The organism is Rhodopila sp. (genome assembly GCF_965277165.1).
Lineage (GTDB): Bacteria > Pseudomonadota > Alphaproteobacteria > Acetobacterales > Acetobacteraceae > Rhodopila.
Genome location: NZ_CBDICE010000005.1, coordinates 1,295,791 through 1,317,546 on the forward strand (window position 1 = coordinate 1,295,791; position 21,756 = coordinate 1,317,546).

24 protein-coding genes and 1 tRNA gene are annotated in these 21,756 nt (G+C 65.2%); 15 read left to right on the forward strand and 10 right to left on the reverse strand.

Annotation, left to right across the window (positions count from 1 at the left end; all coding sequences use genetic code 11):
- Positions 1 to 33: 33 nt before the first annotated feature.
- A complete protein-coding gene (locus ACQY4Y_RS06655) occupies positions 34 to 732 on the forward strand; it encodes a cytochrome b/b6 domain-containing protein (RefSeq protein WP_428489764.1) in 699 nt (232 codons plus the stop codon).
- Positions 729 to 1,478, forward strand: coding sequence for a molybdopterin-dependent oxidoreductase (locus tag ACQY4Y_RS06660; RefSeq protein ID WP_428489765.1), 750 nt, complete (start codon positions 729 to 731; stop codon positions 1,476 to 1,478). The genes ACQY4Y_RS06655 and ACQY4Y_RS06660 overlap by 4 nt, the downstream gene beginning before the upstream one ends.
- Before the next feature lie 25 nt (positions 1,479 to 1,503).
- Here the strand turns inward: ACQY4Y_RS06660 and ACQY4Y_RS06665 are convergent, their stop codons facing one another.
- Genes ACQY4Y_RS06665 through ACQY4Y_RS06675 form a run of 3 tightly spaced genes read right to left on the reverse strand, consistent with a single transcriptional unit; the run spans position 1,504 to position 4,101 of the window.
- Positions 1,504 to 1,938, reverse strand: coding sequence for a hypothetical protein (locus ACQY4Y_RS06665; RefSeq protein WP_428489766.1), 435 nt, complete (start codon positions 1,936 to 1,938; stop codon positions 1,504 to 1,506).
- Between the two features lie 2 nt (positions 1,939 to 1,940).
- The gene (locus tag ACQY4Y_RS06670; protein ID WP_428489767.1) at positions 1,941 to 2,897 is read right to left on the reverse strand and encodes an alpha/beta hydrolase; all 957 of its coding nucleotides are present in this window, start codon (positions 2,895 to 2,897) and stop codon (positions 1,941 to 1,943) included.
- 1 nt (position 2,898) lies between these two features.
- The gene (locus tag ACQY4Y_RS06675; RefSeq protein ID WP_428489768.1) at positions 2,899 to 4,101 is read right to left on the reverse strand and encodes an acetyl-CoA C-acyltransferase; all 1,203 of its coding nucleotides are present in this window, start codon (positions 4,099 to 4,101) and stop codon (positions 2,899 to 2,901) included.
- A gap of 249 nt (positions 4,102 to 4,350) precedes the next feature.
- On the opposite strand from ACQY4Y_RS06675, the gene ACQY4Y_RS06680 reads away from it, so the two are divergent.
- Positions 4,351 to 5,847: an MFS transporter gene (locus tag ACQY4Y_RS06680; RefSeq protein WP_428489769.1), complete on the forward strand. Its 1,497-nt coding sequence runs from the start codon at positions 4,351 to 4,353 to the stop codon at positions 5,845 to 5,847.
- Positions 5,848 to 5,902: 55 nt separating this feature from the next.
- On the opposite strand, the gene ACQY4Y_RS06685 is transcribed toward ACQY4Y_RS06680, so the two are convergent.
- The gene (locus ACQY4Y_RS06685; protein WP_428489771.1) at positions 5,903 to 6,247 is read right to left on the reverse strand and encodes a hypothetical protein; all 345 of its coding nucleotides are present in this window, start codon (positions 6,245 to 6,247) and stop codon (positions 5,903 to 5,905) included.
- 63 nt (positions 6,248 to 6,310) lie between these two features.
- Positions 6,311 to 6,580, reverse strand: coding sequence for a hypothetical protein (locus ACQY4Y_RS06690; RefSeq protein ID WP_428489772.1), 270 nt, complete (start codon positions 6,578 to 6,580; stop codon positions 6,311 to 6,313).
- A gap of 587 nt (positions 6,581 to 7,167) precedes the next feature.
- Between ACQY4Y_RS06690 and ACQY4Y_RS06695 the strand changes: the two genes are divergently transcribed.
- From ACQY4Y_RS06695 to ACQY4Y_RS06710, 4 genes are all read left to right on the forward strand, one after another.
- Positions 7,168 to 7,377: a dodecin gene (locus ACQY4Y_RS06695; protein ID WP_428489773.1), complete on the forward strand. Its 210-nt coding sequence runs from the start codon at positions 7,168 to 7,170 to the stop codon at positions 7,375 to 7,377.
- A 77-nt stretch (positions 7,378 to 7,454) separates the two neighbouring features.
- Positions 7,455 to 8,201 (forward strand): SDR family oxidoreductase, encoded by a 747-nt coding sequence (locus ACQY4Y_RS06700; RefSeq protein ID WP_428489774.1) that lies wholly within the window; start codon positions 7,455 to 7,457, stop codon positions 8,199 to 8,201.
- Positions 8,202 to 8,236: 35 nt separating this feature from the next.
- Entirely contained in the window at positions 8,237 to 9,082 is an 846-nt protein-coding gene (locus tag ACQY4Y_RS06705) for a fumarylacetoacetate hydrolase family protein (RefSeq protein ID WP_428489775.1), read from the forward strand.
- Positions 9,083 to 9,189: 107 nt separating this feature from the next.
- Positions 9,190 to 10,644, forward strand: a complete 1,455-nt coding sequence (locus tag ACQY4Y_RS06710) for a glycosyltransferase family 39 protein (RefSeq protein ID WP_428489776.1) — start codon at positions 9,190 to 9,192, stop codon at positions 10,642 to 10,644.
- 25 nt (positions 10,645 to 10,669) lie between these two features.
- Here ACQY4Y_RS06710 and ACQY4Y_RS06715 read toward each other — a convergent pair whose 3' ends face one another.
- Together ACQY4Y_RS06715 and ribA are read right to left on the reverse strand one after the other, a co-directional pair.
- A complete protein-coding gene (locus tag ACQY4Y_RS06715) occupies positions 10,670 to 10,906 on the reverse strand; it encodes a DUF3126 family protein (RefSeq protein ID WP_428489777.1) in 237 nt (78 codons plus the stop codon).
- 104 nt (positions 10,907 to 11,010) lie between these two features.
- Complete coding sequence (ribA, locus tag ACQY4Y_RS06720; RefSeq protein ID WP_428489778.1) at positions 11,011 to 12,141, reverse strand: GTP cyclohydrolase II; 1,131 nt, start codon at positions 12,139 to 12,141, stop codon at positions 11,011 to 11,013.
- A 408-nt stretch (positions 12,142 to 12,549) separates the two neighbouring features.
- Here ribA and ACQY4Y_RS06725 point away from each other — a divergent pair, with 408 nt between their 5' ends.
- Positions 12,550 to 13,287 carry a response regulator transcription factor gene (locus ACQY4Y_RS06725; RefSeq protein WP_428489779.1) on the forward strand — a complete coding sequence of 246 codons (738 nt, stop codon included), beginning with the start codon at positions 12,550 to 12,552 and terminating at the stop codon, positions 13,285 to 13,287.
- A gap of 67 nt (positions 13,288 to 13,354) precedes the next feature.
- On the opposite strand, the gene nusG is transcribed toward ACQY4Y_RS06725, so the two are convergent.
- The 3 genes from nusG to ACQY4Y_RS06740 all read right to left on the reverse strand — a co-directional run bounded on the left by nusG (position 13,355) and on the right by ACQY4Y_RS06740 (position 14,242).
- Positions 13,355 to 13,885 carry a transcription termination/antitermination protein NusG gene (nusG, locus tag ACQY4Y_RS06730; protein ID WP_428489781.1) on the reverse strand — a complete coding sequence of 177 codons (531 nt, stop codon included), beginning with the start codon at positions 13,883 to 13,885 and terminating at the stop codon, positions 13,355 to 13,357.
- Positions 13,886 to 13,900: 15 nt separating this feature from the next.
- On the reverse strand, positions 13,901 to 14,095 hold the full coding sequence (gene secE, locus ACQY4Y_RS06735) for a preprotein translocase subunit SecE (protein WP_428489782.1): 195 nt from the start codon (positions 14,093 to 14,095) through the stop codon (positions 13,901 to 13,903).
- 70 nt (positions 14,096 to 14,165) lie between these two features.
- Positions 14,166 to 14,242: transfer RNA gene (locus ACQY4Y_RS06740), tRNA-Trp, on the reverse strand.
- Positions 14,243 to 14,622: 380 nt separating this feature from the next.
- On the opposite strand from ACQY4Y_RS06740, the gene ACQY4Y_RS06745 reads away from it, so the two are divergent.
- The 7 genes from ACQY4Y_RS06745 to ACQY4Y_RS06775 all read left to right on the forward strand — a co-directional run bounded on the left by ACQY4Y_RS06745 (position 14,623) and on the right by ACQY4Y_RS06775 (position 21,744).
- A complete protein-coding gene (locus ACQY4Y_RS06745) occupies positions 14,623 to 15,789 on the forward strand; it encodes a PA0069 family radical SAM protein (protein ID WP_428489783.1) in 1,167 nt (388 codons plus the stop codon).
- Between the two features lie 117 nt (positions 15,790 to 15,906).
- Positions 15,907 to 16,788 (forward strand): branched-chain amino acid ABC transporter permease, encoded by an 882-nt coding sequence (locus ACQY4Y_RS06750; protein WP_428489784.1) that lies wholly within the window; start codon positions 15,907 to 15,909, stop codon positions 16,786 to 16,788.
- A 3-nt stretch (positions 16,789 to 16,791) separates the two neighbouring features.
- Entirely contained in the window at positions 16,792 to 17,868 is a 1,077-nt protein-coding gene (locus ACQY4Y_RS06755) for a branched-chain amino acid ABC transporter permease (protein ID WP_428489785.1), read from the forward strand.
- The gene (locus tag ACQY4Y_RS06760) at positions 17,865 to 18,635 is read left to right on the forward strand and encodes an ABC transporter ATP-binding protein (protein ID WP_428489786.1); all 771 of its coding nucleotides are present in this window, start codon (positions 17,865 to 17,867) and stop codon (positions 18,633 to 18,635) included. Before ACQY4Y_RS06755 ends, ACQY4Y_RS06760 begins: the two co-directional genes overlap by 4 nt.
- Entirely contained in the window at positions 18,632 to 19,405 is a 774-nt protein-coding gene (locus ACQY4Y_RS06765; RefSeq protein ID WP_428489787.1) for an ABC transporter ATP-binding protein, read from the forward strand. The genes ACQY4Y_RS06760 and ACQY4Y_RS06765 overlap by 4 nt, the downstream gene beginning before the upstream one ends.
- Positions 19,406 to 19,407: 2 nt before the next feature.
- On the forward strand, positions 19,408 to 20,550 hold the full coding sequence (locus ACQY4Y_RS06770) for an AMP-binding protein (protein ID WP_428489788.1): 1,143 nt from the start codon (positions 19,408 to 19,410) through the stop codon (positions 20,548 to 20,550).
- A gap of 30 nt (positions 20,551 to 20,580) precedes the next feature.
- Complete coding sequence (locus ACQY4Y_RS06775) at positions 20,581 to 21,744, forward strand: ABC transporter substrate-binding protein (RefSeq protein ID WP_428489789.1); 1,164 nt, start codon at positions 20,581 to 20,583, stop codon at positions 21,742 to 21,744.
- Positions 21,745 to 21,756 lie beyond the last annotated feature (12 nt).

Sequence of the window (21,756 nt, forward strand, 5' to 3'; positions counted from 1 at the left end):
CGGGGAGGCTCACCCCATCAGGAGGATGTGATCTTGCCAAAACATCATGCGAGCGGACGGGCGGCGCATCCATGGCCGATCAGGGTGATGCACTGGGTCGGGGTTTACGCGATCGGCTGCATGATCCTGAGCGGTTGGCAGATCTACAATGCCTCACCCAGCCTGCCGTTCGAGTTTCCGCCGTGGATGACGCTGGGTGGCTGGCTGGCCGGGGGCATTGCCTGGCACATCGCCGCCATGTGGCTGCTGTTCGCCGACGGGCTGGCGTATCTGTGTTACGGGTTCGCTTCGGGCCACTTCCGCCGCCATCTGTCGGCACCGAGGCCGGGCGAGGTGATCGCCGATCTGGGCCGAGCGGCGCGGTTTCGCCTGCCGCATCGGCTGGGATATTACAATGCGGTGCAGCGGCTGCTGTATGACGGGGTGATCGTTGCCATCCTGCTGGCGATCGCCACCGGACTGTCGATCTGGAAACCGGTGCAGCTTGGCTGGCTGACCGGGTTGTTCGGAGGCTATCCGGTAGCGCGCGGCATCCACCTGGCGATGATGGGGCTGATCGTCGGCTTCGTCATCGTCCATGTCGTTTTGGTGGCGATCTACCCGCGAACCCTGGTGTCGATGGTCGCGGGCGTGGCGACGGACCCCGCGGTGGCGGCCCCGATGTTGGCGGACGGCGTGGCGGTGGGGGAGGTGGCGACGGGGGAAGTGGTGAAGCGGGAGACGGCACCATGACCCGCCCATCGGTCAGCGCCGCCGACATCAAGCCGGACCTGGACCGGTTGCGCCGGCGCGGGTTGTTGCGCGGCAGCCTGTCATTGGGGTCGCTGGCGCTGTTGACCGGCTGCGACCTGAGCACGCATTCCGGGGTGGACGCGGCGCTGTGGGCCATGCTGCGGTTCAACGACCGGGTGCAGGCGGCGTTGTTCAGTCCGACCCGGATGGCGGAAACCTATCCGGCCAGCGCGATCAGCCATCCGTTCCGGTTCAACGCGTATTATCCGGAATGGCAGGTTCGCCAGGTCGATCCCGCCGTCTGGCGGTTCGAGGTTGCCGGCCTGGTCGCCGACAAGGCTCCGTGGAACGTGGACAAGCTGCGCTCGCTGCCACAGGAGGCGCAGATCACCCGCCATATCTGCATCGAGGGCTGGAGCCAGGTCGGGCAATGGAGCGGCGTGCCGCTGCACGTTTTCCTGCGCCGGGTTGGCGCCGATACACGGGCGCGCTACGTGGCGTTCAGTTGTTTCGATGGCTACTCGACCAGCCTGGACATGGCCAGCGCGCTGCATCCGCAGACCATCCTGGCACTCGACTTCGAGCAGCAGCCGCTGGCGCCGCAATGGGGCTCGCCGCTACGGCTGCGCATTCCGATCAAGCTTGGCTTCAAGAGCGCCAAGAACCTGCAGTCGATCGAGGTGACGAACACGTTCCCCGGCGGGTTCTGGGAGAACCAGGGCTACAACTGGTTTTCCGGGGTGTGAGGGCGGCGGCGGTGTTGCAGCCTGGTTATCGGCCGGGATCGTGGATGACCAGCGGCATCCAGTTCTGGCCGCGCCTCGCTAATCGGGCCTCGACGGTTTCGCCATCGTAGTCCGGTTGGATCGGGTCCTGATCGAACGCTGCCCGATCGGCGAGGCAGAGTGTGTTGATCACCGCGCGACGCCCCGACGCGGTGTCACACACCGCCCCGACATAGACGCCGCACTGGCGGCATAGCAGGTAATCGGCGGTGTGCGAGCCGAAGCGGTAGCGCTGCACGAGGTCCCACTCGGTCGCCCAAAGGTCGGCCTGGCCGTCGGGGTCGGAGACCGTGCGGGTGCCATGGGAGCGGCAGAACGAGCACGCGCAGGAGCGCAGCAGCGCATCCGCCGGCGAGCGTGGAAGCCGGACCTGAAGGCGCAGGTTGCCGCAATGGCAGCCACCCCGGAGCTCGGTCGGCATGACTATGGTCCCTTCGCTGCGCGGCCCGATGGCTGATCCAGCAGGGTTTTGACCCAGGCGCAGGCTTCGTCCATCGCCGCGGTCGCGCGATCCACCACACCGGGCCAGAAGAAGAAGCCATGGTTCATGCCGTCCCAGCGCTTCATTTGGGTCGGCACGCCGGCCTGGCGCAGCCGTTCGGCGTAGTGTTCGCCCTCGTCGCGCAGCGGGTCGTATTCCGCCGTCACCACCAACGACGGCGGCAGGCCACTGAAATCGGTGGCTCGAAGCGGGCTGGCGTGGGGGTTGGCGGCGTCGGACGGGCTGCGCAGATAGTGGTTCCAGAACCAGATCATGCCGGCGCGGGTCAGACCATAGCCCTCGGCGTTCTCGGTCATCGAGGGCGTGCCGGGGTCGTAATAGTCGGTCACCGGATAGATCAGCAACTGGCCCAGCAGGCGCGGACCGCCCTGGTCGCGGATGCGCAGCGCGGTGACCGCGGCGAGGTTGCCGCCGGCGCTGTCACCGGCGATCAGCACCCGGCCAGGGTCGGCGCCCAGCGCGGCGGCGTTGGCGACCGCCCAACCGGTCGCGGCGAGGCAGTCATCCGAGGCGGCGGGGAACTTCGCTTCCGGTGCCAGACGGTAGTCCACCGAGACCACGACGCAGCTGGTGCCGGCGCACAGATTGCGGCACATGCCGTCATGGGTATCGAGGCTGCACACCACGAAACCGCTGCCGTGGAAGAACACCATCAGCGGGAACGGACCCTCGCCAAGCGGGGTATAAACACGCAGGCCCAGCGACCCGGCGGGGGTTTGCAGGTCGCGATTGACGACCCGCCCGACCGCGGGTTTGCGCAGGCCGGGGAAGTCGCGCGCAGCGAACTGGGCGCGGGCGTCTGCCACCGACAGCGTGTGCAGCTCCGGCAGCGCGGCGCGCAGGTTGATCAGGTTCTGGATCTGCGGGTCGACCGGCATGTCAGACGACCTCGAACAGGCCGGCCGCGCCCATGCCGCCGCCGACGCACATGGTGACGACGACCAGTTTGGCACCGCGCCGCCTGCCCTCGATCAGCGCGTGCCCGGTCATCCGGGCTCCCGACATGCCGTAGGGATGGCCGATCGAAATCGCCCCGCCATCGACGTTCAGCTTGTCGGGGTCGATGCCAAGCCGATCGCGGCAATACAGCACCTGAGAGGCGAACGCCTCATTCAGTTCCCACAAATCGATGTCGTCGGTCTGCAGACCGTGTTTGGCCAGCAGCTTGGGCACCGCGAACACCGGGCCGATGCCCATTTCATCAGGCGCGCAGCCGGCCACCGCCATGCCGCGATAGATCCCCAGCGGCTGCAGGCCGCGGCGCGAGGCCTCGGCTTCCTCCATCAGCACGGCGGCGGAGGCGCCGTCGGACAGCTGCGAGGCATTGCCGGCGGTGATGTACTTGCCTTGCTTGACCACCTGGCCGTTGGCGAACACCGGCTTCAGGCTGGCCAGACCTTCCAGGGAGGTGTCCGGTCGATTGCCCTCGTCGCGGGTGATCGCGACCTGCTTGCGGCTGGTTTCGCCGGTGGCCTTGTCGGTGACCAGCATTTCGGTCGGCAGCGCGACGATCTCGTGGTCGAAGCGTCCGGCCTGCTGTGCGGCGGCGGTGCGCTGCTGCGAGCGCAGCGCGTATTCGTCCTGCGCCTCGCGACTGACGTGGTAGCGGTCGGCGACCAGTTCGGCGGTTTCGATCATCGCCATGTAGAGGCCGGGGACCTGGGCCATAAGCTCCGGGTCCTGGCCGCGCGAGCGGTTGATTTCGTTGGTCTGCACCAGCGAGATCGATTCGACGCCGCCACCGACGGTGATCTGCATGTCGTCCTGGATAATCTGCTTGGCCGCGGTGGCGATGCCCATCAGACCGGACGCGCATTGCCGATCGACCGACATGCCGGCGACGCTGGCGGGCAGCCCGGCGCGGAGGGCGGACTGACGGGCCACGTTGAAGCCCTGTGAACCCTGTTGCAGTGCGGCGCCGAGCACGACGTCCTCGACCTCGGCGGGGTCGATGCCGGCGCGGCGCACCGCCTGGGCGATGACGTGGCCACCGAGCGCCTGGGCCTGGGTATCGTTGAACGCGCCGCGATAGGCGCGCCCGATCGCGGAGCGGGCGGTGGAGACGATGACGGCGCTGCGCATCGATGCGTTTCCTTCCCAGGCTTTGCGCGACTATGGGCCGGATCGGCAGGAAGTTGAAGACCGCAAAACGCGGGCGGGACACGCCGGGTGGGACATTCCGTTGAACGCGATCGTGGCTTAGTGTCGGGAGCCTGAAGTTCGCCATGATGGTCGAGCCTCGGTGCGACGCCGCTGGGTCGTTGTTTGCAGTGGCCCGCTCAATCTCTTACGGCCGCCGCACGGTGCGGCGAACTTCAGAGGCAGGACACCATGCCCTCCGAGACAACAGGTCCGGCGCCGCAGGCCACGCGGCCGGCGCCGAATCTGTTCCTGGCAGTGTTTCCGTCGATCATGTTGCCGATGTTCCTGGCGGCGTTGGACCAGACCATCGTCGCCACCGCGCTGCCGGCGATCGCCGGGTCGCTTGGCGACGTGGAGCGGGTGTCGTGGGTGGTGGTCGCCTATCTGGTGGCCAACACCATCGCGGCACCGGTCTATGGCCGGCTGGGCGATGCGGTCGGCCGGCGCAAGATGATGTTGCTTGCATTGGGCGTGTTCGTCGGCGCCTCGCTGCTGTGCGCGATGGCGCCGTCGATCCTACTGCTGACCTTGGCCCGGCTGCTGCAAGGCGCTGGCGGTGGCGGGCTGATGACGCTGTCGCAGGCGCTGATTGCCGAGGCGGTGCCCCCTCGGGAGCGTGGCAAGTACCAAGGCTACCTGTCGGGAATGTTTGCCTCGGCCGCCACCTTCGGCCCGGTGGCCGGCGGCTTTCTGACCCAGCACTTCGGCTGGCACTCGGTTTTCCTGGTCAATCTGCCGTTGGGCCTGCTTGCCGCGGTGCTGGTAATGCGGCTGCCGGCGCAGCCCAGCCGCGGCGGGCGGATTCAGTTCGATGGCTTGGGAACGTTATTGTTCGGGGCATTCATCACCTGCCTGCTGCTGGCGATGGAGCGGGCGCAGCACATCGACCTGGCAGCCGCGCCGGCGGTGGTGGCGCTGCTGGCGGCGGCGGTCGGTTCGCTGCTGCTGCTGATCCGGCAGGAGCGGCGGGCCAGCGCGCCGTTGCTGCCGATCCAGTTGTTCCGCCAGGCGGGGATCTGGCGGACCGACAGCATGGCGGCCTGCGTGGCCGGGCAGACGGTTTCGCTGGTGTCGTTCCTGCCGATGTATCTGCAGGTGGTGCGCGGCGCCAGCGCGGGTCATTCGGGGGTGTTGCTGCTGCCGCTGACTTTGGGGATCGCGTTGGGCTCGTTCTTCTGCGGCCGACTGATCGCGGCCACCGGACGCACCGCGATCCTGCCATCGATCGGGTTGGCGGTCAGCGCGTCCGTGCTGCTGTCGCTGGCGGCGTTTGCCCCGGCTTTGTCGGACACTGAGATCATTGTCATGCTCGCGGTGGCGTCGGCCGGATCGGGGACGGCGATGCCGGTGGCGCAGATGACGGTGCAGACCGTGGCCGGGCCTCGGTTTCTGGGGGCGGCGGCGGCGTCGGTTCAGTTTTCCCGCTCGGTCGGGGCGTCGGTTGGGACAGCGTTGGTCGGGGCGGTGCTGTTCGCCGTGCTGGCGGCGCGAGACCCGCAGACGGCGGCAATGTTCGCGCGATTAGTGCAGCAGGGTCCGCAGGCACTCAGCATGTTGCCCGCGGCGCAACGCCTGGTGGTGAGGACGGAAATCGCCGACGCGTTTCGCGCGGCGTTCCTGACCATCGGGTCGTTTACCACGACTGGGATGCTGCTGGCCTGGTGGCTGCCAGTCCGTCGCATTTAATTTACGGAGGATATAGGCGCGGCCGGTGCCTGGGTGCGGCGGATTTGGCCGCTGGTTACAACCTGCGGCGACGTCGCCGCAGGTTGGAGCCGATGCGAAGGACCGGAAGCGCCAGTTGCGCCACACTGAAGGTGCTGCCGATGGCCTGGACCGCCTTTCGGCGGACGTCGAGCGCCTCGCGTTCGACCCGGCTGGGCGCGGAACGGCTGGCCAGCACGCCAAGAATGATCGCCACCAGGAGATCGGCACCGCCAACTTCCCCGGTGGCAGCGAGGAAGGTTTGGTTCAACGTTGTCCGCAACTCGAAGAAGGCCGCGATATGGGCGAAGGTGATGGCGCCAACGAGGAACACGAGGGCCACCACGGCGAACATTGCGCGGGTGGCGATGCGGCTGGCCATGCCGCGAAGGCGGACGCCTTCCGCCTCCGCGGCCAGACGCGCCAGCCGGATCGGACGCATCGATCAGCGCATCACGCGGCCGACGATCCAGCCGGCGGCGGCGGCGATCAGGATCGCCATCATAGGCTGATCCTTGACCCGTCCGGACACGTACTGGGCCTGATCGCGGGCCACGCCGCTGGCGCTGTGAACGGCGCTTTCGGCCCGGCCGGCGAAATCCGAGACGGCTGGGGTGACGCGATCCTTCATCAGCGACTCGACCTGGTCGCGCAGCCGAGCAATCTGGGCCTGTGCGTCGTCGAGTTTGCCGCGGGTATCACTGGCGAAAGCCATGGGGTCGCTCCTTCGATGAGTAGTCCGGCCGAGATCATGCTGAAACGGCGGATGAGCGGTGTAGTTGCCCAACGAAACCGGCACGCTTGCGCGAGTGTGGTATAAATATCAGCCGCCGAATACCCCAAGCGGATGGTTTCGGGCGTGGCGCTATTCGGCGGGTTGTTCCGCCTCCAGGCTGGCCAGCGCGCGTCCCTTGGTCTCCGGCAGCAGCAGGAGCGCCAGGATCATCAGCAGCATGCCGCCGAGGGTGAAGATGGCGATCGCCGCGGCCAGCCCGAGACGAGCTGCCAGAAAGCCGACGAGGGCGGGGCAATCGCGCCGATGCCGTGCGTCGCTTGATCTGGCTGAGGTCTTTCAGCCAAGCCAGCATCAGGATCATCCCGCCAGCTTTGTTTTGGTTTGCTTCGTTTTGCGCGAGCAGTGAAGCGCGGCGCGGTGCGGCCGGCAAGGCAAGCCGACGCGCGTTACCCTTATCCGGGGGGTCGTTACCCGGGCGAGGTCAACAAAATGGCGCTCGGGATGCGACCATGCGGCGCTTCGTCGGTTATGGCCGCGCAAGCCAACCTCGCATGGAGATCGTCGCTATGGCCGACCACACCTATCGCATCATCGAAGTCGCCGGATCATCGGAGATCAGCCATTCCGATGCGATCGAAAACGCCATCGCGCGCGCATCCAAGACCATGCGCCACCTGCGCTGGTTCGAAGTGACGCAGCAGCGTGGCGAGATCGAGGCCGGTGAGGTGCGACACTATCAGGTGACGATGAAGCTTGGCTTCACCCTGGAGGACTGAGTGCCACGAAGGCAGGGTGACCGCCCAGGCGAAATGGCCTAAATCGCAGTCTACCGATTTCGCCAAGGGGGGTTCCGATGCCGTCGTTGACCGGTAAGACAGCGTTCGTGACCGCGGCCGGCCAGGGGATCGGGCGGGCCACGGTGCTGGCGTTCGCCGCGGCCGGCGCCAAGGTAGTGGCTACGGATGTGGATACAGCGAAGCTGGCCGGCCTCGAATCAGCCTCGATCCAGACGACGGCACTGGACGTGCTGGACGTGGCGGCGATCGACCGAGCGGCGCGAGAGGCCGGAGCGATCGATATACTGTTCAACTGTGCCGGCGTGGTCCACCAGGGCAATCTGCTGGAGGCCAGCGAGGCCGACTGGACGTTTGCGCTCGAGCTGAACTGCCGGTCGATGTTCCGCACCATGGGGGCGTTTCTGCCCGGGATGCTGGACCGCGGCGGCGGTGCCATCATCAACATGGCGTCGGTCGCCTCCAGCGTGAAAGGCGTGGCCAGTCGGTTCATTTACAGTGCCTCGAAGGCAGCGGTGATCGGCATGACCCGATCGGTGGCGACGGATTTTGTGACCAAGGGAATCCGTTGCAACTGCCTGTGCCCCGGGACGGTCGCCACGCCAAGCCTGGACGAACGCATAGCCGCGAATGCCGCAGCCGCCGGTTCGGTCGATGCCGCCCGGGCAGGGTTCGTCGCCCGCCAACCGATGGGGCGCCTGGGCAGGCCGGCGGAAATCGCCGCGCTGGCGGTCTATCTGGCCAGCGACGACGCCCAGTTCATCACCGGCCAGGCAATGGTTATAGATGGCGGCCTGACGCTGTAATCCTTGACGCTTCAATTCCTGCTGGGGAGAACGTTATGAAGCTATTGCGCTACGGTCCCGCCGGGGCCGAGAAACCTGGTCTGCTGGCGAATGATGGCTCGGTCCGGGACCTGAGCAGCATCGTGCGCGATATCGACGGCTTCGCCCTGTCGGCGGCGTCGTTACAGACCATCGCCGGCCTCGATCCGACGAAACTGCCAAAGGTCGAGGGCAATCCGCGCATCGGCGCCTGTGTGGCGCGGCCGATGAACTATGTCTGCATCGGGCTGAACTACGCCGACCATGCCGCCGAGGCCGGCATGCCGGTGCCCGCGGAGCCGATCATCTTCCTGAAGTCGCTAAGCGCGTTCAGCGGGCCAAACGACGATGTCAAGATGCCGCGCGGGTCGCGCAAGTTGGACTGGGAAGTGGAACTGGGCGTGGTGATCGGCAAGACCGCCCGCTACGTGACGGAGGACGATGCGCTGGACCATGTCGCCGGTTATTGCGTGTGCAACGACGTCAGCGAGCGTGAATACCAGTTGGAGCGCGGCGGCACCTGGGACAAGGGCAAGGGCTGCGAGACGTTCGGCCCGACCGGGCCCTGGATGGTGACCAAGGACGAGGTCAGCGACCCGCAGGACCTGCCGCTGTGGACCGAGGTAAACGGGCGGCGGTTCCAGGACGGATCGACCCAGACGATGATCTTCGGGGTGGTGAAGCTGGTGAGCTATGTCAGCCATTTCATCGCACTGCAGCCGGGCGACGTGATCGCCACCGGCACGCCGCCGGGGGTGGGAAGCGGGGTGAAGCCGGAGCCGGTGTTTCTCAATGTCGGCGACGTCATGCGGTTGGGGGTCGAGGGGCTGGGGACCCAAACCCAGCGGATCGTCCCGGCCTGAGGCGTGATCGCCGCGGGCGAGACGTTCCAACGCGCGTGGATGATGGGACGATACAAAAAATCCGCGCCTCCAGGCCGGGCCGCGGGTGGCCGCAACAGCGGCGGTCGATGAGGCCGTCTGCGATCCTGCGGCTCATCGCGGTGACGACGCTGATCCGGCTGGCGTTCGCCGCGACGACCGGGCTGGGGGTGGACGAGAGCTATATGGTCACCTCCGGCCGGGTGCTCAGCCTCGGCTACTTCGACCATCCGCCGGCAAGCTGGTGGCTGTCTTGGGGTGCTGCCCATGGGTTCGGCACCGAGGCGCCATGGGCGGTGCGACTGCCGTTCATCCTGTTGTTCGCGCTGTCGCAACTGCTGGTCTGGCGGATCACCTGTCGGGTGGCGGATCAGCGCGCCGGTTTCTGGGCGGTGCTGGCGTTGAACCTGTCGCCGGTGTTCGGCGTCACCACTGGAACCTGGGTGCTGCCCGACGGGCCGCTGGATGCCGCCTTGCTCGGCGCCGTGCTGTGCCTGTTGCATGCACTGCCGGCGACCGGCCGCCGAGCCTTGGGCTGGTGGGCGGGGGCCGGTTTGTGCGCGGGCCTGGCGTTGTTCTCGAAATACTCGGCGGTGCTGACGGTCGGGGGCGCCTTTCTGTATTTGCTGACCAGTCGGGCGCATCGGCACTGGTTGAGGCGCCCTGAACCCTACATCGCGGTGATCGTGGCGGCCGCGGTGTTTTCGCCGGTGGTGATCTGGAACGCGATGCACGGTTGGGCGTCGTTTGCATTCCAGGGCGCCCGAGCGACGGGCCTGCGGTTCCGGCCGCTGTTGCCGCTGCAGACCCTCGCCGGAGAGGCGCTGTTCGTGCTGCCCTGGGTCTGGGTGCCGATGATGATCCTGTTGGTGTCGGGGTTCCGCCGCGGCGAGACCTGGCCACGGCGGCTGCTGGTCTGGCTGGCGGCGCCACCCGTCGTCGGCTTCGCGCTGATCTCAGCGTGGTCGAGCCAGCGGGTGCTGTATCACTGGGCGGCGCCAGGATACCTGATGCTGTTTCCGTTGCTGGGCGATGCCGTCGCGCGGCGTCTGGACCGCGTCTGGGTGCGGGGCTTGTTCGCCGGCACGGCCGCCTTGGTGATCGCATCGCTGGCGGTGATCGCGACCCAGCTCAATTTCGACTGGCTGGGCGGGCGCCTCGGCGCGATCATGCGCAACGACCCGACGGCGGAGGGGCTGGACTGGACCTCGGTCCGTGACGATCTGCTGGCACGCGGCTTGTTGCCGCCGGGGGCAGTGGTCGCGGCGCTCAACTGGCGGGATGCGGGAAAGATCGGCTACGCGCTAGGGCCGCGAACGACCATCCTGTGTCTGAACACGGACTCGCGTCAGTTCGGCTTCACCCACCGGCTGAGCGAATACGCCGGCCGAACCATGTTGGTGCTGGCGGTCGATCCAGCCGGAGAGGCGTCGCCTTGGTTCCACTCGATACAAACATTGCCGGGAACGTCCGTTCGGCTAGATGGGCGGACGTTGCGAACGGTGACGGTCATGCGAGGCGAGGGTCTGGTGCCGCGGCCGTGAGGGTCCGATCGCGGCGCGGTGCGGATCAGCGCCGCCCGGATGAGCCCATCGCGGGCTTGACTGGCGAGGGGCGCGGGGCGGGCAGATCTTCCTCCAGCACCGTCAGGTGGAGGGAGTAGGAGATTTCGCCGTCGTCGACGTCCTTATGGACGGTGCCGATGGTCTCGTCATTCACCGCGATCTCGATCGACAGGCCCTGACGTGGCGGCGGTACGATCTTGATTCGCTCTGTCCCAAACAGCTTGCGGAGGTAGGTCTGCACACGTTCTATTTCCGAGGGTGTCATATGTGTCTCATCCAAACAGAGTGACGCCCTTTAACCCCTAGGCGGACTTCGGGTCCAGCGCGCTGAAAGGTTAACGCCGCTCAGTCCAACATGTGGCCGAACCGGGCCGCCTTGGTCGCGAGATATTCATCATTGACCCCGTTGGGGGCGATCAGATGCGGCTCGCGCCCGGTCACTTCGATGCCGCAGGCCGCCACGGCGTCCACCTTGTCGGGGTTGTTGGTCAGCAGGCGCACGCGGTTGAGGCCGAGGATGCGCAGCATGGTCGCGGCAATCAGGAAGTTGCGCTCGTCGGCGCCCCAGCCCATCGCCCGATTGGCATCCATGGTATCCAGGCCGCGATCCTGCAGCCCGTATGCGCGCAGCTTGTTGACCAGGCCGATGCCGCGGCCTTCCTGAGCCAGATACAGCAGCACGCCCGATCCATCCTCGGCCATCCGCCGGATCGCGCCACGGAGTTGTTCGCCGCAGTCGCAGCGCATGCTGCCGAGCAGATCGCCGGTGAAACATTCCGAGTGGATGCGGACCAGCGGGGCGGCGTGCTCCTCAGGCCGGCCGATCACAATCGCGAGATGCTCGAACGCCGAACCGTGGCTGCGGAACGCCACCACCCGGCTGTCGGGTGCGCCATTGAGCGGCACGTCGGCGCAGACGATCCTGGTCAGGCCGGCCACTTCGATCTCGGCATAGTCCATGACGTCGGTCGCGGCGATGGTGATCAGGCCGTGCCCGGCGCCATCCGCGCTATTCGGCAGCGGCACGGCGAGGATCGCCGGCAGCAGGCGGCCGATCTTGGCGAGCCTGATCGCGGCATCCGAAAGCGGTGGAGTGGCCGACAACTGGAGCGCATCGCGCACCGACGGCTGCGCCGCTATCGGATCCGCCAGCGCCTGGAAAACGTCGATGGTGCCGATGGCAGCCGGCAGTGAGACGGCGACCGCGGCGGAATCAGCCGACATCGGCGTGCGCAGGATTGCGGCCGCCCGGGCTGGGGCGAGGACCAGCAGGGCGGCGGTTCCGGCGATCGCCTGAAGTTCCGCCAGACCGTCGGGGCCGGCGGTCTCGGCGGCCAGGATCAGTAATCCGGGTTCGCCGGCGAGAATGACGGGCACGCCGCGTCGGAGGTCGGAGGCGGCTCGATGCACCTGGCGCAGGCGCAGCCTTGCCTGATCGGCAGCCACGGAGGCGTTGAGGGCAGTACTAATCGACATCGCGCACCTGTCGAACGACACATTCAGGCCAAACCGCACATTCAGGTGTCCCGGCGACGCACATCGAAAGACTTCGGTACATTCGATAACCAAATTTCGTCACTATTGACCTTCAAGGTGATCTAAGCGGGGCAATTCGCAGTAGCGAGAGGTGACGATCTGATGGCTGTAACCGTAGTCTCTATCAAGCAATTAAGACGCTTGGTGGGCGTGGAACCTGACCGGAAACCTACCGGACGCTGTTAGGACCACGCAATCGTGCGAATTGCCAAAGTTCATAAAGCCTACGGAACCGATTTTGTCGCAATTGGAGAATATATATGATAGTGGTGTCGTCCTAAAAGGAATCGAGCTGTGGCGCCGGTCAAAAAGCCACGTCCAACATCTTAAGGTAAGAGGAACTCGCTTATGTCTGCGGAACGCCCGGTCCTGATTGTCGATGACGACGACGCTCTGCGTGAAACTTTGGTTGACCAGCTCGCCGTGGATGGCGAATTCGTTGCGACGGAGGCGGGTTCGGTCAAGGCGGCCGAAGAAAGCCTGACCGGAAAGGATTCGCGTTTCGATGCGGTTATTCTGGACGTTGGGTTGCCCGACGGCGATGGCCGCGATCTCTGCGCCAAGCTGCGCAAGCAGGGCCACCGCATGCCGATTATCATGCTGACCGGGTTCGACAGCGAGAACGACGTGGTCAAGGGGCTGGATTGCGGCGCCAACGACTATATCGCCAAGCCGTTCAAGCTTGCCGTGCTGCTGGCTCGGTTGCGCGCGCAGTTGCGGATCTTCGAAAACAGCGAGGATGCGGTGTTCACCATCGGGCCGTACACCTTCCGCCCGGCGGCCAAGCTGCTGCAAGAGCCGGCAAAGAACCGGCGCATCCGGCTAACCGAGAAGGAAGCGGCGATCCTCAAGTTCCTGTATCGCGCCGGCACCCGCTCGGTGGCGCGACAAGTGTTGCTGAACGAGGTCTGGGGCTACAATGCCGCGGTGACGACGCACACGCTGGAGACCCACATCTACCGGCTGCGCCAGAAGATCGAGCCTGATCCGGCCAATGCGCGGCTGCTGGTGACCGAGGGCGGTGGCTACCGCCTGGATCCGGAGGGCATTCCCGTCGGCCGCGTTCCGGCCGCGATGCAGGTCTGATAGGCTCCGGCAAATCGGCCCAGGAAAAGCCCTCTCCCGAGGGCTTTTTTGTGAGCAGATGCCGGGATCAGAGCTTCTCGACCTGGGAATACTCAAGCTCGACCGGCGTGGAGCGGCCAAAGATCGATACGCTGACCTTGACCCGGCCCTTTTCCTCGTCGACGTCCTCGACCGTGCCGTTGAAGCTGGTGAACGGACCGTCGGCGACGCGCACCTGCTCGCCGATCTCATAGAGCACGGCGGGGCGCGGGCGGTCGACGCCTTCCTGGCTTTGTTTCAGAATCCGCTCTGCCTCAGCCTCGCTGATCGGACTAGGCCTGGTGCGGCTACCGAGGAATCCGGTCACCTTCGGTGTATTCTTCACCAGATGCCAGGCGTCATCGGTCAGATCCATCTTCACCAGGACATAGCCGGGGAAGAACTTGTGTTCGCTGTTGATTTTGCGGCCGCGCTTGACCTCGACGACATTCTCGGACGGCACCAGCACGGCCTCGAACTGGTCGGCCAGGCCCTTCTGTGCGGCCTGCTCGGTGATCTGCTGGGCGATCTTCTTCTCGAAGCCTGAGTAAACGTGGACGACGTACCAGTTCTTGGCCATTTTTCGCGGAACCTCTCAGATGCCCACGTTGAACAAAGCGCGCACCCCAAGGCCGATCACCTGATCGACGACGAAGAAGAAGATGGCGGCGACGGCGGCCATGGCGAATACCAGGCCGGTCGTCACCAAAGTCTCCTTGCGGCCGGGCCAGGTTACTTTTGCCACTTCCGCTCTGACCTCACGCACGAATTTTGCCGGTTGGAACGCCACGTTCGTCTAATCCCCCGATGATCGCCAAGCTGACCCCGCCGCCCGGATTTCACGGCCTCGGCCCTTCAACTGGCAGGGGTGGAGGGTCTCGAACCCCCAGCCTCCGGTTTTGGAGACCGGCGCTCTAGCCAATTGAGCTACACCCCTAGAGTGGGCCGGCGCCCGGTGCATGGGATCGGACACGACGGACGCCGTAGAAAGGATGCACGGGCGTCGTTGTCAAGCGTTTATGGCCGCCGTTTTGGCCGCCGGAGGAAGCCGGCGGCTGGCAGGGCTTCGGTGGCGGCGCAAAGGGTGGCCGAAAGGATAGCCGAAAGGATGGCCCAACTGCTTTTCGTTCTTATTATGTTCTTGACAACCATCGCTAGGCTATGAGATCAATAACCCGAACATAGTATGAACAGACCCTGATGAGGAGGGCGCGCCGATCGAGGGGCGCCGATCGAGGGGCGCCGATCGGGGAGCGCCGATCGAGGGGCGCCGATCGAGGGGCGCCGATCGAGGGGCTGGGCCTGAGGAGACAGCAGATGGACAGCCAGATCGACCGCGATGCCATTATCGCGATGGAGAATGCAACGCTGCCGGATGAGGAACCGACCCAGCGATTCCCTTCACGCCAAGCGGCCGGACGCGGCGCGGTCAGCAATCCGGGCGTGCGGTTTGAAAGCCATACAGCTTCCGCCTTCGACGACGGTTGGGAAACGCTGTCACAGGACGTTGGAGAGTTGCCGCGGCTCGACACCACGCTGACGCGCGATTCGACCCGGTCGGCGATCAGTTGGAATACATCTCCCGATATCGGCTTCGACCGTGCGGTCAATCCGTACCGTGGCTGCGAACACGGCTGCATCTACTGCTATGCGCGCCCGACGCATGCCTATTTGGGCTACTCTCCCGGCCTCGATTTCGAAACCAAGCTGGTCTTCAAGCCTGACGTCGCCGAACTTCTGGAGAAGGAGTTGCGCAGGCCGGGATACGTTCCGCGCACCCTGGCGCTGGGGTCCAACACCGACCCGTACCAGCCGGTCGAGCGCACGCTGAAACTGACCCGATCGGTGCTGCAGGTGCTGGATCGCTTCAACCACCCGGTCGGCATCGTCACGAAATCCTCGGGCGTGCTGCGCGACCTCGATATCCTGTCGTCGATGGCGAAGCGAAACCTGGCACGCGTTCATCTCTCGATCACCACGCTCGATGCGCGCCTGGCGCGGGTGATGGAGCCGCGTGCCGCGACGCCGGCGCGCCGGCTGCAAGCCATTGCCGAGTTGACCCGCGCCGGCGTGCCGACCGGGGTGTTGGCCGCGCCGATGATCCCGGCGCTGAACGACGCCGAGATGGAGAAGATCCTGCAGGCCGCCGCCCGCGCCGGCGCCCGCCATGCCGGCTTCGTGCTGCTGCGCCTGCCGCTGGAGCTGCGGCCGATGTTCGAGGAGTGGCTGCACGCGCATTTCCCCGACCGCGCGCGCCATGTGCTTAGCCTGATCCGGCAGACCCGGTCCGGCGCGCTGAACGATCCCCGGTTCCATCACCGCTTCACCGGCCAGGGGGTCTATGCCGACCTGCTGATGCGCCGGTTCACCCGAGCCGCCCGGCAGTTCGGGTTCGGCGAGGCTCGGACGCAATTGGACTGCGGCCGGTTCACCGTCCCGGCCGGGTCCGCCGACGGCGCACCCAATCAGATGTCGCTTTTCTGACCCCCGGCTCGGCGGCGGGCCATGGCGGCGATTGACGCCACACGAAACCCCACCCTATCCTTGCAGCTAATTCATGAATGAGGGCCCGCTGGCCCACGGGCCGGGAGGGCTGGGTCAGTGCACGACGCTGCACGTATTTTGCAACTTATCGTCAACGGTGCGGCGTCCGGATGTATCTACGGGCTGATCGCCCTTGGCTTCGTGCTGATCTACAAAGCGACCGAGATGGTGAACTTCGCCCAGGGCGATATCATGATGCTGGGCGGCTTCGTCGCGTTCAGCCTGATCGCCAACTGGCATCTGCCATACTGGGTCGGCGGCCTGCTCGCCATCCTGATTACCGCTGCTTTTGGCTATGCGCTGGACGCGCTGATCATCCGACGAGTCATCGGTCAGCCGCAGTTTGCCGTGGTGATGCTGACCCTGGGCCTCGGCTACATCTTTCGCGCCGTGGCCGGCATCACCTGGGGCTACGACTCGGTCGGCTTCGACACGCCATTCACCAACAAGACCGTCAATGTTGACGGCCTGATTCTGGGCCAGGACAACCTGTCGATCATCGTCGGCACGCTGCTTCTGTGTGCCGTTTTGTATCTGTTTTTCAGCAAGACACGCATCGGCGTGGCGATGCAGGCGGCGTCGCAGAATCAGCTCGCCGCCTATTACATGGGTATCCCGGTGCGGACGATCTTTTCGTTGATCTGGGCGATCAGCGCGGGCGTCGCGTGCCTGGCCGGTATCCTGCTGTCGCCGGTTTCGATGATCGACGTGAACATGGGTTTTCTCGGCATCAAGGCCTTCGCCGCGGCGGTGATCGGCGGCTTCGGCAGCATTCCGGGTTGTTTGGTCGGCGGGGTCATCGTCGGCATCACCGAACAATTCGCCGGCTACAAGCTGCCGGCCGGGTTCCAGGAGGTGACCTCCAACGTCGTGTTGCTGCTGATGCTGTTCATCCGACCGCAAGGGCTGTTCGCGGAACGCATGGGCAAGCGGGTCTGACAGATGCGGTATCTGTTCCGTACCCAGTATCAGCAGGATCTCGGATTATTCCGCCATAACGGCGACCGGTTCTGGTACAGCCTGCTGATGCTGCTGGTGCTGGCCGCTCCGGGGTTGCTGGGTGAGTTCTATATCGGCGAACTGGGCGCGGTGTTCATCTTCGCCATTGCCGGCGTCGGATTGATGCTGCTGGTCGGCTACACCGGGTTGATCAGCCTGGGGCACGCCGCGTTCCTGGGCATCGGCGCCTACGTCAACGCGGTGCTGCTGGCGAGGGGCGTGCCGTTCCTGCTGACCTTGCCAGCGGCTGGGTTGTTTGCCGCGGTTTGCGGCGCCGCGATCGGCCGCCCGACCTTGCGCATGAGCGGGCTATACTTGGCGATCGCGACCTTGGCGTTCGGCAGCATCGTCGGCACGGTGCTGCAGAAGTGGACCGCGGTGACCGGCGGCTTCGACGGCTTCGCGGTGCCGACGCCGACCATATTCGGCATCGCCGTCGGGGGTGCGACGGGCATCTACTACGTGTCGTTGGCGGTGTTGGTGTTCGTGCTTTGGGTATCGGCCAACCTGCTGCGATCACCCGCCGGGCGCGCCATGGTCGCGATCCGCGACAGCGAGGTGTCGGCGCAGAGCATGGGGATCCATCTGGCGCGGTACAAGACGCTGGTGTTCGCGATCAGTGCGGGAATGACCGGGCTGGCGGGCGCTTTGTTCGCGCATTACGTCCGCTATCTGGCGCCCGATTCGTTCGACGTGCTGCTTTCGGTGCAGTTCGTGACCATCGTTTTCGTCGGCGGCCTGGGGTCGCTGCGCGGGGCCATTCTAGGTGCGATGTTCGTGCGGCTGTTGCCGCAGTTGATCGCCATCGTGCGCGACGACCTGCCGTTCGGTATCGGCCGGATGCCGGGCCTGGAGCCGTCGTTGTTCGGCCTGGTGCTGGTATTGGTGATCCTGTTCCAGCCGGGCGGGCTGAATGGCATGTGGCTGAAGATGAAGACCTGGTTCCAGGCGTTTCCGTTCCAGCGGCAGGCCAGCTTTCGCCGGCAGAAAGCCTACGCCAGGTCGGAGCGGCTGAGATGATCCTGTTCCAGGCCGAGGACATCTCGGTGCGGTTCGGCGGAATCCGGGCGGTCGATTCGGTCAGCTTCGATGTGCGCAAGGGCGAGGTGTTTTCGATCATCGGGCCGAACGGTGCCGGCAAGACGACGATCTTCAACCTGATCAGCCGGATCTACAACGCGACATCGGGCAAGCTGAGCTTCGAGGACAAGGACATCACCCTCACGCCGTCCTGGCGGATCGCTAGCCTCGGGATCGCGCGAACCTTCCAGAACATCGAGTTGTTCCCCAACGCCACGCTGCTGCAGAACCTGCTGATCGGGCGGCATTGTCACTCGCGGGTCGGTTTCGTCTCACAGCTGGCGTTCCTGCCGTCGGTTCGGCGCGCCGAACTGGCGCATCGCGAGAAGGTGGAGGATGTCATCGCCTTCCTTGGCTTGCAGCGCTACCGCAACACGTTGATCGCCAACCTGCCCTACGGGGTTCGCAAGGTGGTGGAATTGGGTCGCGCGCTGTGCATCGAGCCGAAGCTGCTGCTGCTGGATGAGCCGTCCTCGGGGCTGAATGTCGAGGAGACCGAGGGCATGGGGTTCTGGGTCGAGGACATCAAGAAGGACCTGGGAATCACCGTCATCATGGTCGAGCACGACATGGCGCTGGTGAACCAGGTATCGGACCGGGTGATGGCGCTGAACTACGGCAAGGTGCTGGCGATGGGCACGCCGCTCGAGGTGCAGACCCATCCGGAGGTGGTAAAGGCCTACCTGGGCGGGGAGGTGGCGGCATGACCGAAACCTTGTTGCGGGTCGATTCCATCGAGACGTTCTACGGCCCGATTCAGGCGATCCGCGGCGTGTCGCTGGATGTGGACCAGGGTCAGATCGTAACCGTGCTGGGCGCCAATGGGGCGGGAAAAACCAGCGTGCTGCGAACGATCTCCGGCGTTCTGGATCCGGAACGAGGTCGCGTGATGTTTGAGGGCCGCGATATCGCTCGCATGCCGCCGGACCAGGTGATGCGTCTTGGCATTTGTCATGTGCCGGAGGGGCGCGAGATCTTCCCGTTCCTGACGGTGCGCGAAAATCTCGATATGGGTGCCTATACGCGCCATGACTCGGCCGGAGTAGCGCGCGACATAGCGCTTTGCTTCGATTATTTCCCTCGCCTGAAGGAGCGCGAGAGTCAGCGTGCTGGGCTGCTGTCGGGTGGCGAACAGCAGATGCTGGCGATCAGCCGAGCACTGATGGGCAGCCCGAAACTGCTGTTGCTGGACGAGCCGTCGCTGGGGCTGTCGCCGTTGCTGGTACAGCAGATCTTCGGAATCGTCCGCCGGATCAACCGCGAGCAAAACGTGGCCATCCTGCTGGTGGAGCAGAACGCCCATATCGCATTGCAGATCGCCGATTTCGGCTACGTGCTGGAGGTCGGGCGGATCGTCGCGGCGGATGATTGCGCGAAGCTGATGCAGCGTTCCGATATCCAGGAATTCTACTTGGGCCAGAAAGAGGCCGGCGCCCGGGGCACGCGCCGCTGGAGGAAGAAACGGTTGTGGAACTGACGATGAAACAGCCGCTGAGTTCCGTTCCCGCGCTGATTTCAGAGCGGGCGAAGTCGCATCCCGGTGCAACGATCTTGCGGATCAAGGATCGCGGGATCTGGAAGATGGTGTCCTGGGCGCAACTCGACAGCAAGGTGCGAGAGATCGGCCGCGCCCTGCTGGCGGCGGATTTTGCCCGCGGCGACGTGGTGGCGATCGTGTCGGAAACACGTCCCGAGGCGGCCTACGCCGACCTGGCGATTTTGGGCTGCGGCGCCGCCAGCGTCGCGATCGATCCAGACGACGATCCCGACCGGGTTTGTCATCTGCTGTCCTCCAGCGGTAGCCGCCTGGCGTTCGTCGAGAACGAGGAACAGCTCGACAAGCTGCTGTCGATCCGCAACCGCTGTCCGGCGCTGTCGCGGATCGTGGTGTTCGACATGAAGGGCTTGCGTGATTTCTCCGATGACACGTGCGTCAGTCTGGCTGACTTCATGGCCGCTGGCGGCGGACACGACTGGGGCGCGGCGATCCGCACGATCGAACCGGATCAGCCCGCGGTCATTCAATTTCCCCGCGGCGACGGTCTCGGCATGGGACGAACCCTCACCCATGGCGACCTCATTCACATGATCGAATCCGCTCGCGCTCGGGTGCCACTACAAATGCATGACGAACGTCTGGCGGTGCTGCGACTGGCAGACATAACCGAGCGGGTCTGGGGGCTGTATCTGGCGCTAGAGAGCGGTTGCATAAGCAACTATCCTGAAGGTCCCGACACCGTCCTGGAAAACCTGCAAGAGTTGCAGCCGACGGTGCTCGGCGCCGACGCCTCGGTGTGGGATCATCTCCACCGGCTGGCGACCGAGCGCGCCAAGGTTGCCACGCATGCCCAGCGTGTCATGTATGGCTGGGCATTGCGAGCCGGCCGGGCCGGCGGCCCAATGGCGCGCCTGGCCGACCTCCTGATCCTGCGCGCGGTGCGGCGGGAGTTTGGCCTGAAGAATTTGTGGCTCGCTTACGTCGGCGGAACAACAGTGGATGCAGCGGCGCTGGACTGGGCCCGGAGCCTCGGCATCTCGATCCAACGGGTGGATGACCCAGCAGTCGGATCGAGCCCCGTGGATGAGCGCTATCAGGCCTTGATGCAGAACGCTTACGCATAAACGCCGCGACGCGGCGAACCGGGGGGGGAAATGATCAAATCAATCCTGGCTATGGCTCTGGCGTTCGCGCTGCCCGCGGCGGCGGCAGAACCGACGCAGGGGGTAAGCGGGTCCGAGATCGTGATTGGAACCTATACCGATCTGTCCGGCGTATCGGCGATGTGGGGCGTCAACAACTCCAACTCCTGGCGGATGGTGTTCGATCAAGTCAATGCTGATGGCGGCATCAACGGCCGCAAGATCAAATACATCGTCGAGGACAACCAGTATCAGGTGCCGAGGTCGGTTCAGGCGGCGAACAAGCTGATCAACCGCGATCATGTGTTCATCATGGTGGCCAATGCCGGCACGCCGATGAACAACGCCGTCATGCCCGAGCAGATTGCCAAGGGCGTCGCCAACATCTTCCCGTTGACCTCGGCCAGGTCGATGTACGAGCCGCTGAACCACCTGAAATTCGGCCTTGGCTCGTCGTACTACGACCAGGTTCGTGCCGGGCTGAAGTATTTCATCGAGCAGCGCGGCAAGAAGCGGGTCTGCACGATGGCACAGGATACCGATTTCGGGCGTGATATCACCGACGGTGTCCGGGACCAACTCAAGGCCCAGGACATGACGCTGACCGGCGCGACGCTGCACAGGCCGACCGACACCGACTTCAGCGCCTCGGTCGCCCGCATGCACGACGCCGGTTGCGATCTGCTGGTGCTGGGCACGATCGTGCGCGATTCGGTGCAGATCATAGGGGCGGTGCGTAAGACCGGCTGGAACGTCGACACGATGGGAGCCGCCGCGGCCTATGACGAGGCGGTTTCGGGCGTGCCGGGCGAGGTGACCGACGGTTTTTACGCCATGACGCCGATGCTGTTCGTCGCGGAAACCTCGACGGACCCGAAGGTCAAGGCGTTTACCGCCACGTATCGCAAGGAATTTGGCAAGGAGCCGAATTTCGCAGCCCAGATCGGCTTCACCGGAGCGGAGGTGGTTGCACTGGCGCTGAAGAACGCGGGCAAGGGACTGACCACCGACAGTTTCATCGCCAGCATGGAAGCCATCAAGGACTACCATGACATCTTCGGCTCGCCTGCGATCTCGTTCAGTCCGACGAAGCACCAGGGCTCGAACCAGTCGTTCCTGTGCGTCGTCAAGCACGGACGTTGGCAACCCGTTGAGGCGGAGCCGCTCGGGTATTGAACGCGTCTTGCT